Below are 15,374 nucleotides of genomic sequence, written 5' to 3'. Positions count from 1 at the left end.
CCCCAACCCTCTCCCAGTGGGAGAGGGGGCGTACGGTGCACGGGTTTGTACCTCCTCACCCAGGCCTACCGGGGAACGAGCATGTTAGAGAATATTCTTCTGCAAACACCCAGAGGGCGAGAGTGAGTCACTTACTGTAAAGACGGCTTCGGGCTGCTCCCTCTCCCTGCAGGAGAGGGTTGGGGTGAGGGCTATTTCACATAGGTAAACGCAGTCGTGACATGCTTCACGCCGCTCACTTGGCTGGCAATCTGGGCCGCGGACTGCCCTTCCTGTTGCGTAACCAGGCCCAGCAAGAACACTTCGCCATTCTCGGTCGTCACCTTCACATTGGAAGATTTCACCGTGTCGCTGGTCAGTAGCTGTGAACGCACCTTCGTGGTGATCCAGGTATCTGACGACGCGGTGCTCAGGCTAACCGGCGTGCCCTGGCGGATTTCGTTATACACTTCGGTTGCGCCATCAACCCCCATGGCGATCTGTTTCGCACGGCTGGAAAGCTCCGGCGTCGGCGCCTGGCCGGTCAACAACACCTTGCCCTTATAGGCGGTGGCGACCACGCGGGCATCTTTCTTCAGTTGTTCGTCCTTACTCAGTGCGTTTTCAACCCGCGCTTCCAGCGTACCATCATCGACCTGCGTGCCGATGCTGCGGGGATCGGTCGCGGTTTTGGTGGCAACGGCGGCGCTGCCGACGACAACTGCGCCGACACAACCTTGTAACAGCAGGGCGCTGAACAGCACTGCAAATGTGGCTTTAAGCTTCATCTCAGTTCCTTAATCGTCCTGGTGAGGAAACAACGTGTTATCTATCAAATCACACAGGCAGTTCACGGTTAGCATATGCATTTCTTGAATGCGCGAACTCCGGTGTGACGGGATACGGATTTCAACATCCTGTTGGCCGAGCAACCCCGCCAACTCTCCGCCGTCGTAACCGGTAAGTGCGACGATAGTCATATCGCGCGTTACCGCGGCTTCGACCGCCTTCACAATATCACGGCTGTTGCCACGGGTGGAAATTGCCAGCAGCACGTCGCCGGCATGGCCCAGTGCCCGAACCTGCTTGGCGTAGATTTCATCGTGCAGCCGATCGTTGGCGATGGCGGTCAGCACCACGTTGTCGGCGTTGAGCGCAATGGCCGGCAGGCTGGGGCGTTCGGTTTCAAAACGGTTGATCATGCTGGCGGCAAAATGCTGGGCGTTAGCCGCCGAGGTGCCGTTGCCGCAGCACAGGATTTTATTGCCATTGAGCAACGATTGAACCAGCGTCATCGCCGCGCGGGAGATGGCATCCGGCAGCGCTTCCGCCGCCGCTATCTGGGTTTGGATGCTTTCGGTAAAACAGACTTTGATTCTATCCAGCACGTTGTTTTAATCCACGAGTTCAAAGGGCCGACCGGCACCGGTATTAATCCGCATTGAAGGCATTGGGTATCCATTCTAACTGGTTACCGGTGAAGGCCAATACATCAAAACGGCAAGCTGATGTGTCAAAACTGGCTCCGCGCCCCGCCAGCCAAACGGCGGCGGCGTGCAGCAAGCGCTGTTGCTTGCGATAGGTCACGCTGGCGGCCGCGCCGCCAAATGCGGCATTGCGGCGGTAACGCACTTCAACGAAGACCCAGGTTTGCCCATCACGCATAATGAGATCGAGCTCACCGCCACGCAGCGCCACGTTGGCGGCGATGAAGGTGAGCCCGGCGCGTTCCAGATAGCGGCGGGCCTGTAATTCATAGCCCGCCCCCTTGGCGCGTTGGCTCAGGAGACCGGAACGACCATTCCCTGACGGTATTGCAGCCAAGGGAGTTTCCTGTTGATGACGCAGTTCGGCGAAGAGGTCAGCACGCCGGTAGTGCCAGAAACCTGGAACCCCGGCAACTGGCGCATTTCAGCAAAGTGATTGGCCAATGTCCAGGCATCTATGCCCATGGCGTACAAACGAACCAGCGAGTAGTCGCTGTGGAATTTCGCACTGGCCTGCTGCAATGCCTGCGGGTTGGCGCCGGCCAACAGCGGAATATCGCTGAACTGCAGCCCTTCCATTTCCAGGCGGAAGTCCGGGCCTGCGCCGGCCTGGTAGCTGCGGGAGCTGGCATACATCGCCGGTTTGCTGCGTGATGACGTGGTCATGTCGATCATCGGCTTAATCAGGGTCAACTGCGCCTGGCTAGCGACGATATACACGGCGTCAACGTTGCCGTCCGTGGTTGGCGCTTCACTCGGCGGCGCAGGGATAGTCAGCCCGGCAATGGTCACCGACTGAGCCGCCGGCGCGCTGGTGGCAACAGGCGTGCCGGTCATGCGTATCCCACCGCTGTTGACCATCTGGCGCAGTTCGCTGGTGGAGCCAATGCTCTGTTTTAATACGCTCTGGCCGCCCAGTGCCTGCCACTCTTGTGCAAAGGCGTTGGCAACCCGATCGCCGAATGTGCCGTTCGGCACCAGCAGCAGAGGCTGGCGTTTTTGCTGTTCCCAGATGTGGTGGGCGGCGTCGCGCGCTTCATCTTCCGGCGCCAGGGCAAAGTAGCAGATGTTCGGCGTGTCTTTCGGCGTTTCCGGCTGATTCAGCGCCAGGACGTTCAGGCTGGTGGCGGCGGTGGAAATCTGATCGACTTCGTTTTTCAGCAGCGGCCCGACGACCAGCGTGGCGCCGTCTTGCTGCGCCTGAGCCAGCAAGGCAGGCAGCGGCTGGCTAGTGGTGTCGTATACTTTCACCTGGGCATTGGCGGCCTGCGGCGGTGTGATTGGCGCTGGGGCGGCGGCCGGTTGGGCCACCGGCGCGGCGGCGTTATCCACCGCCGGCGCAGAAGGGCTCACCGCGCCGTCGGCATTGGCATCGGCCGTGCTGCCCGTCGCCGCCTGCGGGGTTGCCGCCGGCTGTGGCTGTGGTTGGGCCGGCGCAGAAAGGGCCACGCCGTTTTTCCCGTCCTCAAACCCTTGCTGAATGGCGTCGGCAAACACTTTGGCCTGGCCGTTCAGCGGCAGCAGCAGGGCGATTTTTGCCGTTGATGCCTGCGAGAAGTTCATCGCCTGGGTTAATGCGGTCGGCAGGCTCTTTGCCGCCGGGTTTTGCGGATAGCGGTTTTGCCAGTCTTTTATGGCGGCCTTCAGCAGATCCGGATCTTGCCGGTTGTCCTGATAGACGTGCAGCAGATCCAGCCAGCCTTGCAGCACGTTTTCGTCAGCATTGATCACCAGGTTGTTCATCTCTTGCGTGCTTAGCCCCAGCAGCGCCTGCCAGGTTTGATCCAGGTTGTCCTGGTGGGCTTTGTCAGCCAGCAGCGGTTCCTGCGCGATATAGGCGCGGATCAGCGGCAGCGAGGCTTTACCCTGGTTGGCGGCAATCTGCGCCTGATAAAAACGCACGCGCTGGTTGGGGGATAACTTGCTGCTGTCGATGCCGCCCAGCGTGGCGATAGCGGCGGCCTGATCTTTATTGGCCAACTGCAGTTCGGCGGTCAGTAACTGGCGTTCGGTTTGCTGTGAGGCGCTAAGATTTTGCGGCAATGCGCCCAGTTGCGCGTTGGCCTGGGGCAGTTTGCCTTCGCGTAACAATGCGCGAATCGCGAGTAATTGCCAGTCAGCCTTGTTATCATCACTGCTTTGCTGCAGCTGTTGCAGATAATAATCAGAGCTGGCGCTCGCGGCGTCCTGGATATTGGCGGGCGGCGACTGCGGGGCCTGGCCCGGGCAGCCGGCCAGTAAGAAGGCTGCCACGATAACAGGCACAAAACGCCCTGCTTTGGTACGAACGAATGTTGATGAAAGCATACTGTATCCAGTGATGTTTTTTTCAAGATGCTCAATATTAAATCGGCAATCCGGATGAAACAATGAATCAACACCAACAATCAGTCATTTCTGCATCAACGCTGTACGTGGTACCCACGCCCATCGGCAATCTGGGGGATATCACCCATCGTGCATTAGAGGTGCTGAAAAGCGTTGATCTGATTGCGGCGGAAGATACGCGCCACACCGGTTTGTTGCTGCAACATTTCGCGATTAACGCGCGGTTGTTTGCCCTGCACGATCATAATGAACAACAAAAGGCGGATCAGTTACTGGCCAAGCTGCAGCAGGGCCAGAGCATTGCGCTGGTTTCCGATGCCGGCACGCCGCTGATTAACGATCCTGGTTATCACCTGGTGCGGCGCTGCCGTGAGGCCGGCGTGCGCGTGGTGCCGCTGCCGGGTGCCTGCGCGGCGACAACCGCACTGTGCGCCGCCGGGGTGCCTTCCGATCGCTTCTGCTATGAAGGCTTCCTGCCGGCGAAGACCAAGGGGCGCAAGGATACTCTGCTGGCGCTGGCAGAGGAACCTCGCACCCTGATTTTCTATGAATCCACCCATCGCCTGCTGGAAAGTTTACAGGACATGGTCACCGTCTGGGGGCCAGAACGCTACGTGGTGCTGGCGCGTGAGCTGACCAAAACCTGGGAGTCGATCCACGGCGCGCCGGTGGGGGAACTGCTGGCCTGGGTGCAGGAAGATGAAATGCGCCGCCGCGGCGAGATGGTGCTGATTGTTGAAGGCCACAAGGCGGCGGAAGATCAACTGCCGCCGGAGGCGCTGCGCACGCTGGCGCTGTTGCAGCAGGAGCTGCCGTTGAAGAAAGCGGCCCAACTGGCGGCCGAGATCCATGGCGTGAAGAAAAATGCCTTATATAAGCACGCGTTAGCGCAGCAGCCGGATAATTAATCGGCAGACGGCCACAATGCGATAGCGGCAGGTATACAAGCCGCGCCAAACCGCCTATAATCCGCGCCGGAGTTGACCAGACAGTCGCCGCTTCACTGCCGTCCCTTTGGGGGAGACAGGTGGAGGGGAGGAAAGTCCGGGCTCCATAGGGCAGGGTGCCAGGTAACGCCTGGGGGGCGCAAGCCCACGACTAGTGCAACAGAGAGCAAACCGCCGATGGCCCGCGCAAGCGGGATCAGGTAAGGGTGAAAGGGTGCGGTAAGAGCGCACCGCGCGGCTGGCAACAGTTCGTGGCACGGTAAACTCCACCCGGAGCAAGGCCAAATAGGGGTTCACATGGTACGGCCCGTACTGAACCCGGGTAGGCTGCTTGAGCCAGTGAGCGATTGCTGGCCTAGAGGAATGACTGTCCACGACAGAACCCGGCTTACCGGTCAACTCCCTCTATATATAAGTAACCCCGCACGGTTTGCGCCGCGCGGGGTTTTCTTTTTTCAGCGCCGCCGGCAGGCGGTATTACACCGGCAAATCGATCAGCAGCGCGCGCAGGGCGGTTTGTGCATGCAGGGTCAGGCGCGGTTCCTCGCGGATAAATGCCCCGTCGCCGCAGGTCAGGCGGTGGCTGCCATCGCGCGCGCCGGTGGCCTGGATCGTGCCGTGGATCGATTGCAGATAGGCCCGTGGCCCATGCAGCGGCAGCGTGAGTTGTTCGTCCGCCTGCAGCATCAGATGGTGGATCCACACCTGCTGGCGCAGTTGCAGGCTGCCCTGTTCGCTATCCGGCGAGGCCAGCAGCGTGTACCGCCGCTCCCCCAATGACAAGCGCTGGATGCGTTCGTTGCTGCGTTCCGGGCAGGCATCAAGCCACAGCTGCAGCCGCGTCAGCGGCGTTTCGCTGCCTATATTCTGTTCGCTATAGCTAAGCCCCGGTTGGGTGCTCAACAGCAGGGCTTCACCGGCTTTGGCTCGTGTGGCCTCGCCGTTGCTGTCGCGATATTCCGCTTCGCCCTGCAAGATCAGATTGAGGATATCCACGTTGGGATAGGTGCGCGGCTGGAAAGCGGCGCCCGGCGCCAACACTTCCTGGTTCAGCACCCGCAGCGAGGCGTAGCCCATCAGTTTGGGATCAAAATAATGGCCAAAGGAAAAGGTATAGCGAGCCTGCAGCCAGCCGAAGTCAGCTTGCCCGCATTGTTGTGCTGTTCTGCATGTAATCATGGCGATCGGCTCTCTAAAAGGGTGAAGTTAATGGTAAGCATCTGGACGGCGGATTGTTAGCCAGTTAATCTGGTTGGCATATTCAAATTTCCTGACAGAGAGACGCGATGGCCAGAGATCGGGCATTAACGCTGGAAGCATTAAGGGTAATGGACGCCATCGATCGGCGTGGCAGTTTTGCAGCGGCGGCTGACGAGTTGGGGCGTGTGCCCTCGGCGCTCAGCTACACCATGCAAAAATTGGAAGAAGAACTGGACGTGGTGTTGTTCGATCGTTCCGGGCATCGCACCAAATTCACTAACGTTGGCCGCATGTTGCTGGAGCGTGGGCGTGTGCTGCTGGAGGCGGCGGATAAGCTGACGACTGATGCCGAAGCGCTGGCGCGTGGCTGGGAACCGCACCTGACCATCGTTTGTGAGGCGCTGTCGCCGGCCAGCAAGCTGTTTCCGTTAATCGATAAGCTGGCGCAGAAAGCCAATACTCAAGTGTCGATTCTGACCGAAGTGCTGGCCGGCGCCTGGGAACGGCTGGAGCAAGGGAGGGCCGATATCGTGATTGCACCTGATATGCATTTTCGCTCCTCGTCCGAGGTTAACACCCGCAAACTGTATAAGGTGATGAACGTGTATGTCGCGGCGCCGGATCACCCCATCCATCAAGAAGCGGAGCCGTTGTCGGAAACCACGCGCGTGAAGTACCGCGGTATTGCGGTGGCGGACACCGCGCGCGAACGGCCGGTGCTGACGGTGCAACTGTTGGATAAACAGCAGCGCCTGACGGTCAGCAGCATTGAGGATAAACGCCTGGCGCTGTTGGCGGGGCTTGGCGTGGCGACCATGCCGTATGCCATGGTGGAGCAGGATATTGCGCAGGGGCGCCTGCGCGTAGTGAGCCCGGAATACAGCAGCGAAGCCGATATCATCATGGCCTGGCGGCGCGACAGCATGGGCGAAGCCAAGGCCTGGTTTCTGCGTGAAATCCCACGCTTGCTGGCCCGCCAGGAAAGGTAAGCGCCTGCGGTTCAGCGGAAGCGCTGGTCGCGGCCGTGCGGTTCATCCAGGTTTTGGGCCGGCCCAATCGAGATAATCCCGTGCGGGTTGATGGTGCTGTGGCTGCGGTAATAGTGATTGCGGATATGCGCCATATTGACGGTTTCCGCGATACCCGGCATCTGGTAAATATCGCGCAGGAAGCCATACAGGTTCGGGTAATCGCTGATGCGGCGCCGATCGCATTTGAAATGGGTGACGTACACTGGATCAAAACGTACCAGCGTGGTCCACAGCCGCAGATCGGCCTCGGTCAGTTGCGCCCCGGTCAGGTAGCGTTGGCGGTTGAGGATCTGCTCCAGCCGCGCCAGCGCCTCAAATACCCCATTGACCGCTTCGTCATAGGCTTCCTGGCTGGTGGCGAAGCCGGCTTTATATACCCCATTGTTCAGCTTGCTGTAAATCCAGCCGTTGAGTTCTTCGATCTCGCCGCGTAAGGCGCTGGGATAGTAATCGCCGGCGCGTGCGCCCAGGGCGTCGAAGGCGCTGTTGAACATGCGGATAATGTCTGCAGACTCGTTGCTGACGATGGTTTGCTGCTGTTTATCCCACAGCACGGGCACGGTGACGCGGCCGCTGTATTGGCTATCGGCACGCAGATAGATCTGGTAAAGAAAGTCCGCGTGGTACAACGGATCGCCGGTTGCCGCCGGGAAATCACTGGCGAATGTCCAGCCGTTTTCCAGCATCAGCGGGTGCACGACAGAAACCGGGATCAGGTGCTCCAACCCTTTCAGCTTACGCATCAGCAGCGTCCGGTGCGCCCACGGGCAGGCGAGGGAGACGTACAGATGATAACGGTCTTTTTCTGCCTTAAAGCCCCCGGCGCCGTGCTCACCGGGTTGCCCGTCGGCGGTCACCCAGTTACGGAACTGTGCTGTGGAGCGTTTGAAACGGCCCCCGGTTGATTTGGTGTCGTACCATGTGTTTTTCCAAACGCCATCCACTAACTGTCCCATTGGTTCTCCTTCGTCACGTAGGTACTACTACCACGCGTTGTCAGTCATCTGAGTGTAGCTTACCATTTTTTATTCAGCAGCCGATCAAGGCTGAATGCGCCGGGGCCGGCAACCGCCAGCACGATATAGCCGCCGGCAATGGTCAGGTTTTTCATGAACATCAACTGATTAGCACCTTCGGCAAAGTTGGTGTGGAACAACAGCGCGGTCAGCACGGTGAAGCCTGCGGTGAACAGCGCCGTCGTGCGGGTCAGGAAGCCAAAAAGGATGGCAAAGCCGCCGCCAAACTCCAGCAGAATGGTCAGCGGCAGCAAGAATCCCGGCACGCCCATCGACTGCATATATTGCTGGGTGCCGGCATAGGCATCGCCCATTTTGCCGTAACCGGCAACGATAAACAGGATCGGCATCAGAATACGTGCGACCAGCAGGCCGGTATCTTCTAATTTTTTCATCATTCACTCCAAATGTGCTAAGGACTGTTGGTACGGCAATATGCCGTTATTTCCGCCCGATAATGGCTGCGGTTGGTTGATGGAGTGAATGTTAAACGGCAATGTGTTGAGTTGTTAGCAAGTAAAACTGTTGTATTTCTTCAAAAAAAATGGACATGTAGTCTGCTAATGATAATGGCGGCAATCACAGGGGGAATACAGGAGAGGAAGCGGGAACCACCGGCGGCAGGGGGAAAAGCGAAAAGGGCCGGCCATCTGCGACCTGGCCGGCACGTTATTTCGTGGAAAGGGTTTTACGCAGCAGGCGAAGCGTGCCCCAGGCACCGAACGCACGGCGTGACCACAGGATCAGCTTGCTGGGGTGGCGGATACCATAGATAGCCACCACACTGGCGCCGATGGCCATAAATTTGCGCATGCCAAACAAGGCTTGCCAACCGCGATCAATCCGTTCGGTTTTTTCCAGTAGCACGGCGGTGTTCTGCGCCAGATCCACGCGCTGTTGCTGGATCTGGCTCAGCAGCCTTTGCTTTCGCCATTCGCGATACTGGCGGTTGTTCATTCTGCTTTACCTTCAAGCTTGGCGCGATCGAGCTCCAACTGTTTGCGCGTATTGCTCAACAGCGTGGTGCGGCGTGCCTTGACCAAGGTCCAGATAAGACCAACCAAGGCCAGGAACAGCAGCACGGCGGTGGTGGTGCCTAACGCAATCAGGCGGTATTCCGGCTCAACGGCCCAGAATATCAGGATCAGCAGGCTCATCAGGCCAAACGCGGTAAATAACAGGGTTAAGCCCGCCATCAAAATCAACTGGATGAGATTTGCTTTTTCCTCTTCCAGCTCGACGGCGACCAGGCGTAACCGCGTTTCTACCATGCTGACCAGAATGGTAATGATACGCTGGCCAGCGTCCAGGAGCCCTTTAGCGGGCCCCTGAGCACGTTCTTGTGGATACTCAGCCATTAGCGGCGCGCCAGCAGCACACCCAACACCACCCCGACGGCAGCACCGATACCAATGCCCGTCCACGGGTTTTCACGCACGTATTCATCAGCCTGGCCGGCGATCTGTTTGGTTTGATAAGCGATTTTGTCGCTGGCATCGCCCAGACGCGCGCGCGTTTCTTTTAGCGCGCCTTCTGCTTTTGAACGCAGCTTATCAAGCTCAGCTTTCGGTTTATCGGTGGAGGAGTTCAACACTTCTTCCAACGTATCGGCTAAGGATTTCAGTTCAGCGCGTAAGTTTTCTGCATTTGAATCATGTGCCATGTTCGATAACTCCTTTAACTGAGACAGACTTTCAACATAGCGGATTTTATTCGGCGGGGCAAAGGCGTGAGGTGGTTGATCTCTCTAATCAGCCCTTTTATTTTCCCTGAAAATCCCGTGAAATGGGGTTCTCATCGATAAATCCGCTGGAGTAAAAAAATTATTTCGCCTGTGCCTGTTGCAGTTCTTCTTGCGCTTCGGCCAGCTTCTTCTGTTTCTTGGCGATTTTGTCTTTATCGCCCTTTTGCTCCGCTTCTGCCAGCTCACGTTGGCGCTCGCTTACCTTATGCTGTTTGTCTTTGATGTCTTGCTGACGCTCAGCCTGCAAGCCGCTTTCGGTACAGTGAGCCTGCACTTCGCCCAACGCCGTTTTCAGGCCGGCGACGCGATGGGTATTGCCGTGCTGGTTCGCATAATCGATTTGTGTCTGAATGTCCTGCGCTTTCTTGGCACAGCCGCCTTCCAGTGCGGCAAATGACAGAGAAGAGCAGGCAAGTAAAGGGAGCGCTAACAACAGGGAATGACGCAACTGCATGATTTTATTTCCTTATTAAAAAGGTGTGAAACACACACCGGGTTCCTACTGCCATTAGGCAGGGTAGTAAAACTTAGCTCATCGGCCAGGCTAAATTCAGCATAGCCATAAATAGCGCAGACGCCAGCATTTTCATTCTGAATGAGGCGCAGCTTGCAAAATATTGCCGCTGCTTCTTAGCCCAGATTCAGCGGTGCCCGAGCAAACTCGCGCACCCACAGCGGCGGCACCGGCGATTTGCTCAAGGCAATGGTGTAGCCGGGGGGCAGGACGGCCTGCAGTGTTTCACGGGCCAACCCCTGTTGTTCCGGGGAATCCAGGCGCACCACCAGCCCATCCCCCTCCGGCGTAATGCTTTTGATGCGAATGCCGCGTTCGTCCAGGCGCTGATAGACAAAAAAACCATCCGGCAAAGACAGCCCCTGATGGTTGGCGCGAATGTGCAGTTCGCTTTCGGTACGCATCATGCGCGGCAACAGGAAGCCGGCCAGCAGCACCAGGGCTAACGAGATAATCAGCACGTGTTTCCAGCGTGGGCGTTGGCTTATCACACGCCTTTCCCCTGGCTGGCCGCCCGTTTCTTGCGCCACAGCACGAACAGCGAGCCGACCAGGCCGGCTACCAGCAACACCAGCGGCAGCAGCATCAGGCCAAACATCAGTTGATCTTCATACTTGCGGAACATCGGGGTTTTACCCAGCGCAAAACCGCATGAGGTCAGGATCAGAACCCACAGCAGGCCGCTCATCCAGTTGAAGAACTGAAAACGCAGGTTGTCCAGCCCGGAAAGCCCGGCGATGGTCGGCAATAGAGTGCGCACAAACGCCAGGAAGCGGCCGATCAACAGGGCGGAGAGCCCATGGCGATGAAACAATTGGTGCGCCCGCTGGTGGTAGTGGGCTGGCAGGTGAGAGAGCCAGCCCTGCACCGTTCGCGTATTCCCCAGCCATTTCCCCTGTATATAACTGACCCAGCACCCGGTGCTGGCGGCCACGGTTAAAATGAAAATGGTCAACGGGAAGTTCATGGTGCCCTTGGCAACCAGTACGCCAACCAGAATCAGCAGGCTATCGCCGGGCAGGAAGGCCGCGGGCAGCAAGCCGTTTTCCAGAAACAGGATCATGAACAAAATGGCGTAGAGGGTCCACACCAGTGAGGGGTTTGCCAGCGTTTCAAAGTCCTGCTGCCATAAGGCATCCAACAATTGTTTGATGATGTCCATCGGGTGTTCCTAAAACGTCATTATTGGGTCTTTCCCCAGCGAGAACGCGAATGGTCGCAGGCCAAGCGGGTTTTCCAAATTGCTGGGAATGAAGCGTCGGTGTTGTTTTCTAATGGTTCTGTTAGTGCGACACCGTCATGAGTGATACGTCAGCATTCCCCGGTACAGTGTATTACTTTCTTTCCAACCGCCGAGCCTGTTGTTCTGATTGCCGATATGCAGCGTCCAGTCGGCCAGGGCCAACCGGCTGGGCGCCGGGGCGATCTGGCGCGGCACGGCGCCGCACAGGCCCAACTCTGCCGTCAGGCAATAGGCCGGCGTTCGGAACCCGGAAGCGGACAGAGAACTGGGGTAGGAGTGAACCCGTGGTAATAGCAGCGGCAGTTTGCCAGGCGCCTTACGGCGCAAATCCGTATGCGGCGATCGGTAGGCCGGATCGAATGGGGAAAACCCTGCCTCGTTGGCCGCCAGTAAAATACCCAATGCGGCAGGCGCCTGTTTGGTTTGCGTGGTGCATAGCGTTTTGCCGGAAGCCGAACCGGCCCAGCAAAAAACAGCTATTAGCATGGCAAACAACAAACGCATCTATCCGTGTTCCGCCCTAAAGCTAAAAAGGGTAAAAAAAGTGGCCTAACTGTATCAAAATTGCTTGTTTTGCAACAGGGAAATATCAGCGGCCGCCGCAGGAATATTACACGGCAACCGGCGATCCGGGCAGGGATTGCGCCGTTTTTACATTACCTGACATTGGCCGTGGTTTCTTGACCGTTTTTTTTGCACTGGCTGATTTTTATGCGCTGGATCACATTGTAAAGATCTGTGAGCAGGAGTAGCATAAAACGTCCATTCTGTTTCACTTTATTTCCATTTTCCGTTCCAGGGTCGTTCATGGCGTTCTATTGGTTTGCGCAGTCTATTGGCGTGCTGGCCTTTCTGGTGGGCATCACCAGTTTCTTCAATCGTGATGATCGGCGCTTTAAGCTGCAGCTTTCCGCCTATAGCCTGATTATCGGCATCCATTATTTTCTGATGGGCGCCAGCGCCGCCGGTAGCAGCGCCGTGCTTAGCGCCTGCCGCAACCTGGTAGCCATTCGCACCTGCAGCCTGTGGGTAATGTGGATTTTCCTGGCGTTAACGCTGGTGATGGGGCTGTCGCGTTTTCACCACTGGATCGAACTGTTGCCGATTTTCGGCACCTCGATCAGTACCTGGGCGCTCTTTCGTACCCGTGGGCTGACGACGCGTTGCGTGATGTGGTGTTCAACGGCCTGCTGGGTGACCCATAATATTTGGCTGGGTTCCATCGGTGGTTCATTGATTGAGGGCAGTTTCCTGGTGATGAACGCATTTAATATTTTGCGTTTTCGCCGCCTGTTGCGCCGCGGCATCGATCCGTTCGCGATAGAAAAACAGGCGCCGAAGCGGCGCCTGGTATCTGAAAACTAAGCGTTAATTGTTCCGCAGCGGCTCGCGGTTCGCCAGGCGCTGCTCTTCCGCCTGGCAGACGGCCGCCGTGAACACCACGTCGGTGGACGAGTTCAGGGCCGTTTCCGCCGAATCCTGCAACACGCCGATGATAAAGCCAATCGCCACTACCTGCATCGCCACGTCGTTAGGGATACCGAACATGCCGCAGGCCAGCGGGATCAGCAGCAGCGATCCTCCAGCCACGCCCGAAGCCCCGCAGGCGCACAGTGACGCCACCACGCTTAACAACAGCGCAGTAGGAATATCCACCGGGATACCCAACGTATTGACCGCCGCCAGCGTCAGCACGGTGATGGTGATCGCTGCGCCTGCCATGTTGATGGTCGCGCCCAGCGGGATAGACACCGAATAAGTATCTTCATCCAGGCCGAGCTTTTTGCACAATTGCATGTTCACCGGAATATTCGCCGCCGAACTGCGGGTGAAGAACGCGGTAATGCCGCTTTCACGCAGGCAGGTGAATACCAACGGGTAGGGGTTGCGGCGAATTTTCCAATACACCAGCAGTGGGTTGAGCAGCAGCGTGACCAGCAGCATGCCGCCAATCAGCACCATAAGCAGGTGAGCAAAGCCCCAAAGCGCGCCAAAGCCGGTTTCCGCCAGCGTTGAGGCGACCAGGCCGAAAATGCCGATTGGCGCACAGCGGATCACCGCGCGCACGATCAGCGTCACGGCGTTTGAGACGTCGTTGACCAGCACTTTGGTGCTTTCCGCCGCCTGCCGCAGCGCTATCCCTAACCCGACAGCCCAGGCCAGAATGCCGATGTAATTGGCATTAATCAGCGCATGGAAGGGGTTCGCCACCACGCTCATCAGCAACCCTTCCAACACCTCAACAATGCCGCCCGGCGGGTTGACATCCACGCCGCTGCTCGCCAGCGCCAGCGTGGAGGGGAAAATAAAGCTGATAATCACCGCCACCAGCGCTGCGGAAAAGGTGCCCAGCAGATAGAGCAGCAGAATCGGGCGAATATTGGTTTTCTGGCCGTGTTTATGGTTAGTGATGGAGGCGGTAACCAGCACCAGAACCAGCAGCGGTGCGACGGCTTTCAATGCGCCGACGAACAGCGTGCCCAGTAGGCCGGCCGCGCTGGCGGCGGCGGGGGATAACCAAGCCAGTACGATCCCGCAGGCCAAGCCGATGATGATTTGCTTTACCAGGCTGCCCTGGGAAATCCGTTTGAGTAATTTTTGCATAATACTTTCCGGTGATGTTGTGCATTAATCCCGTATTCCCGGCAGAAACGCCGGCGGATGTTTTTATGGTGATTTGTAACTAAATATTTTTCCGGGCAAGTATTCAGCAAATGGGAAAGCTTGGAAAGAGGGGCGAGAAAATTTTGCGCTCTGTCGGCGGCATCAACGGTGAGTCACGGGGGATTTTGTGATCGTGCTAACAGAGCGCCGGGAGAGTGGGGCGGCGTGAACCGCCCCGGCATACGTTGGCTGTGCTTATTGGTTCAGGCGGGCATTACGCTGGTTTACCCAGGCATTCACCAGCAGCGTGATCGCCAGGATACCGCCGACCACGCCCAGTGAAATGGCGATGGGAATATGGAAGAAATCCATAATCAGCATCTTGACGCCGATAAATACCAGGATCACCGACAGGCCGTATTTCAGCATTGAGAAACGTTCCGCAACGCTGGCCAGCAGGAAGTACATGGCGCGCAGCCCCATGATGGCGAACAGGTTGGAGGTCAGGACGATGAACGGATCTGTGGTGATGGCAAAAATCGCCGGGATACTGTCAACGGCGAAGATAACGTCGCTCAATTCCACCAGGATCAAGACTAAAACCAGCGGGGTGGCGAACAGTATGCCGTTGCGGCGCACGAAGAAACGCTCGCCTTCCAGGTTGTCGGTCATGCGCAAGTGCCCACGCAGCCACTTCACTAACGGCTTATCGCCGATAGCCGCATCGTCTTCCTTCGCCAGCGCCATTTTGATACCGGTGAACAGCAGGAATGCGCCGAACAGGTACAACAGCCAGTCGAACTGGGTAACCAGCCAACTGCCGGCGAAGATCATGATGGTACGCAGCACAATCGCGCCCAACACGCCGAAGATCAGCACGCGACGCTGCAGATTGGCCGGCACGGCGAAGTAGCTGAACAGCATCAGCCAGACAAAAACGTTATCCACCGCCAGGGCTTTTTCAATCAAATAGCCGGTGAGGAAGGCGAGCGCCTGGGTATCGGCCACCGCCCGCCCGGCGGTTTCATTCAGGTAGTACCAGAAGCCGAGGTTAAACAACAGCGCCAGGCTAACCCACACCAGCGACCAACAGGCGGCTTGTTTCAGCGTCATGGTCTGCGCGCCGCGGCGGCCCTGCAACAGTAAATCAATGGCGAGCATCACAACGATAATGGCGGCAAAGCTGCCCCACAACCACGGCGTGCCTACGGTATTCATCATCAGTGTATCCTTAAAAAACAAAAACGGCCGGCGTCGGAAGACGCGAGCCGCTATGTGACG

At 57.7% G+C, this 15,374-nt stretch carries 19 protein-coding genes and 1 other RNA gene; 4 read left to right on the top strand and 16 right to left on the bottom strand.

What is annotated here, in order from left to right; genetic code table 11:
* Positions 1-191 precede the first annotated feature (191 nt).
* The 4 genes from dolP to AC559G_RS22055 are packed head-to-tail and all read right to left on the bottom strand — an operon-like array spanning position 192 to position 3,773.
* The gene (gene dolP / locus AC559G_RS22070; RefSeq protein ID WP_438599035.1) at positions 192-767 is read right to left on the bottom strand and encodes a division/outer membrane stress-associated lipid-binding lipoprotein; all 576 of its coding nucleotides are present in this window, start codon (positions 765-767) and stop codon (positions 192-194) included.
* Positions 768-776: 9 nt separating this feature from the next.
* A complete protein-coding gene (gene diaA / locus AC559G_RS22065) occupies positions 777-1,367 on the bottom strand; it encodes a DnaA initiator-associating protein DiaA (RefSeq protein WP_095847114.1) in 591 nt (196 codons plus the stop codon).
* Between the two features lie 43 nt (positions 1,368-1,410).
* Entirely contained in the window at positions 1,411-1,764 is a 354-nt protein-coding gene (locus AC559G_RS22060; RefSeq protein WP_183096598.1) for a YraN family protein, read from the bottom strand.
* The gene (locus AC559G_RS22055; protein WP_498914711.1) at positions 1,761-3,773 is read right to left on the bottom strand and encodes a penicillin-binding protein activator; all 2,013 of its coding nucleotides are present in this window, start codon (positions 3,771-3,773) and stop codon (positions 1,761-1,763) included. The genes AC559G_RS22060 and AC559G_RS22055 overlap by 4 nt, the downstream gene beginning before the upstream one ends.
* 62 nt (positions 3,774-3,835) lie before the next feature.
* Here AC559G_RS22055 and rsmI point away from each other — a divergent pair, with 62 nt between their 5' ends.
* Positions 3,836-4,702 carry a 16S rRNA (cytidine(1402)-2'-O)-methyltransferase gene (rsmI, locus tag AC559G_RS22050; protein ID WP_095847117.1) on the top strand — a complete coding sequence of 289 codons (867 nt, stop codon included), beginning with the start codon at positions 3,836-3,838 and terminating at the stop codon, positions 4,700-4,702.
* Between the two features lie 68 nt (positions 4,703-4,770).
* Positions 4,771-5,148: RNase P RNA component class A (gene rnpB / locus AC559G_RS22045), an RNA gene on the top strand.
* A 70-nt stretch (positions 5,149-5,218) separates the two neighbouring features.
* Here rnpB and AC559G_RS22040 read toward each other — a convergent pair.
* Positions 5,219-5,920 (bottom strand): pirin family protein, encoded by a 702-nt coding sequence (locus tag AC559G_RS22040; protein ID WP_498914709.1) that lies wholly within the window; start codon positions 5,918-5,920, stop codon positions 5,219-5,221.
* A 107-nt stretch (positions 5,921-6,027) separates the two neighbouring features.
* On the opposite strand from AC559G_RS22040, the gene AC559G_RS22035 reads away from it, so the two are divergent.
* Positions 6,028-6,930, top strand: coding sequence for a LysR family transcriptional regulator (locus AC559G_RS22035; RefSeq protein WP_498914707.1), 903 nt, complete (start codon positions 6,028-6,030; stop codon positions 6,928-6,930).
* Positions 6,931-6,941: 11 nt separating this feature from the next.
* Here AC559G_RS22035 and AC559G_RS22030 read toward each other — a convergent pair whose 3' ends face one another.
* From AC559G_RS22030 to AC559G_RS21990, 9 genes are all read right to left on the bottom strand, one after another.
* A complete protein-coding gene (locus tag AC559G_RS22030; RefSeq protein WP_498914706.1) occupies positions 6,942-7,928 on the bottom strand; it encodes a glutathione S-transferase family protein in 987 nt (328 codons plus the stop codon).
* Positions 7,929-7,987: 59 nt separating this feature from the next.
* Positions 7,988-8,383, bottom strand: coding sequence for a DoxX family protein (locus tag AC559G_RS22025; protein ID WP_095847126.1), 396 nt, complete (start codon positions 8,381-8,383; stop codon positions 7,988-7,990).
* 274 nt (positions 8,384-8,657) lie between these two features.
* The gene (locus AC559G_RS22020) at positions 8,658-8,945 is read right to left on the bottom strand and encodes a YqjK-like family protein (RefSeq protein WP_438599028.1); all 288 of its coding nucleotides are present in this window, start codon (positions 8,943-8,945) and stop codon (positions 8,658-8,660) included.
* Positions 8,942-9,346, bottom strand: coding sequence for a phage holin family protein (locus tag AC559G_RS22015; protein WP_438599027.1), 405 nt, complete (start codon positions 9,344-9,346; stop codon positions 8,942-8,944). The genes AC559G_RS22020 and AC559G_RS22015 overlap by 4 nt, the downstream gene beginning before the upstream one ends.
* On the bottom strand, positions 9,346-9,651 hold the full coding sequence (locus AC559G_RS22010) for an ElaB/YgaM/YqjD family protein (protein WP_095847129.1): 306 nt from the start codon (positions 9,649-9,651) through the stop codon (positions 9,346-9,348). The genes AC559G_RS22015 and AC559G_RS22010 overlap by 1 nt, the downstream gene beginning before the upstream one ends.
* A gap of 160 nt (positions 9,652-9,811) precedes the next feature.
* Complete coding sequence (locus AC559G_RS22005) at positions 9,812-10,186, bottom strand: DUF1090 domain-containing protein (RefSeq protein WP_438599026.1); 375 nt, start codon at positions 10,184-10,186, stop codon at positions 9,812-9,814.
* Between the two features lie 176 nt (positions 10,187-10,362).
* Positions 10,363-10,734, bottom strand: a complete 372-nt coding sequence (gene mzrA, locus AC559G_RS22000) for an EnvZ/OmpR regulon moderator MzrA (protein WP_438599047.1) — start codon at positions 10,732-10,734, stop codon at positions 10,363-10,365.
* Positions 10,734-11,408, bottom strand: coding sequence for a DedA family protein (locus AC559G_RS21995; RefSeq protein ID WP_438599025.1), 675 nt, complete (start codon positions 11,406-11,408; stop codon positions 10,734-10,736). Before AC559G_RS21995 ends, mzrA begins: the two co-directional genes overlap by 1 nt.
* Positions 11,409-11,543: 135 nt before the next feature.
* The gene (locus tag AC559G_RS21990) at positions 11,544-11,993 is read right to left on the bottom strand and encodes a hypothetical protein (protein ID WP_498914702.1); all 450 of its coding nucleotides are present in this window, start codon (positions 11,991-11,993) and stop codon (positions 11,544-11,546) included.
* A 303-nt stretch (positions 11,994-12,296) separates the two neighbouring features.
* Here AC559G_RS21990 and AC559G_RS21985 point away from each other — a divergent pair, with 303 nt between their 5' ends.
* Positions 12,297-12,854 carry a YgjV family protein gene (locus AC559G_RS21985; protein ID WP_438599022.1) on the top strand — a complete coding sequence of 186 codons (558 nt, stop codon included), beginning with the start codon at positions 12,297-12,299 and terminating at the stop codon, positions 12,852-12,854.
* A gap of 3 nt (positions 12,855-12,857) precedes the next feature.
* On the opposite strand, the gene sstT is transcribed toward AC559G_RS21985, so the two are convergent.
* Together sstT and AC559G_RS21975 are read right to left on the bottom strand one after the other, a co-directional pair.
* Complete coding sequence (gene sstT / locus AC559G_RS21980) at positions 12,858-14,093, bottom strand: serine/threonine transporter SstT (protein ID WP_498914700.1); 1,236 nt, start codon at positions 14,091-14,093, stop codon at positions 12,858-12,860.
* Positions 14,094-14,348: 255 nt separating this feature from the next.
* On the bottom strand, positions 14,349-15,314 hold the full coding sequence (locus tag AC559G_RS21975) for a TerC family protein (protein WP_498914698.1): 966 nt from the start codon (positions 15,312-15,314) through the stop codon (positions 14,349-14,351).
* Between the last annotated feature and the right edge of the window lie 60 nt (positions 15,315-15,374).

Source organism: Gibbsiella greigii, assembly GCF_039540155.1.
Classification (GTDB): Bacteria; Pseudomonadota; Gammaproteobacteria; order Enterobacterales; family Enterobacteriaceae; genus Gibbsiella; species Gibbsiella quercinecans.
This window is presented reverse-complemented; position numbering and strand designations above follow the sequence as displayed.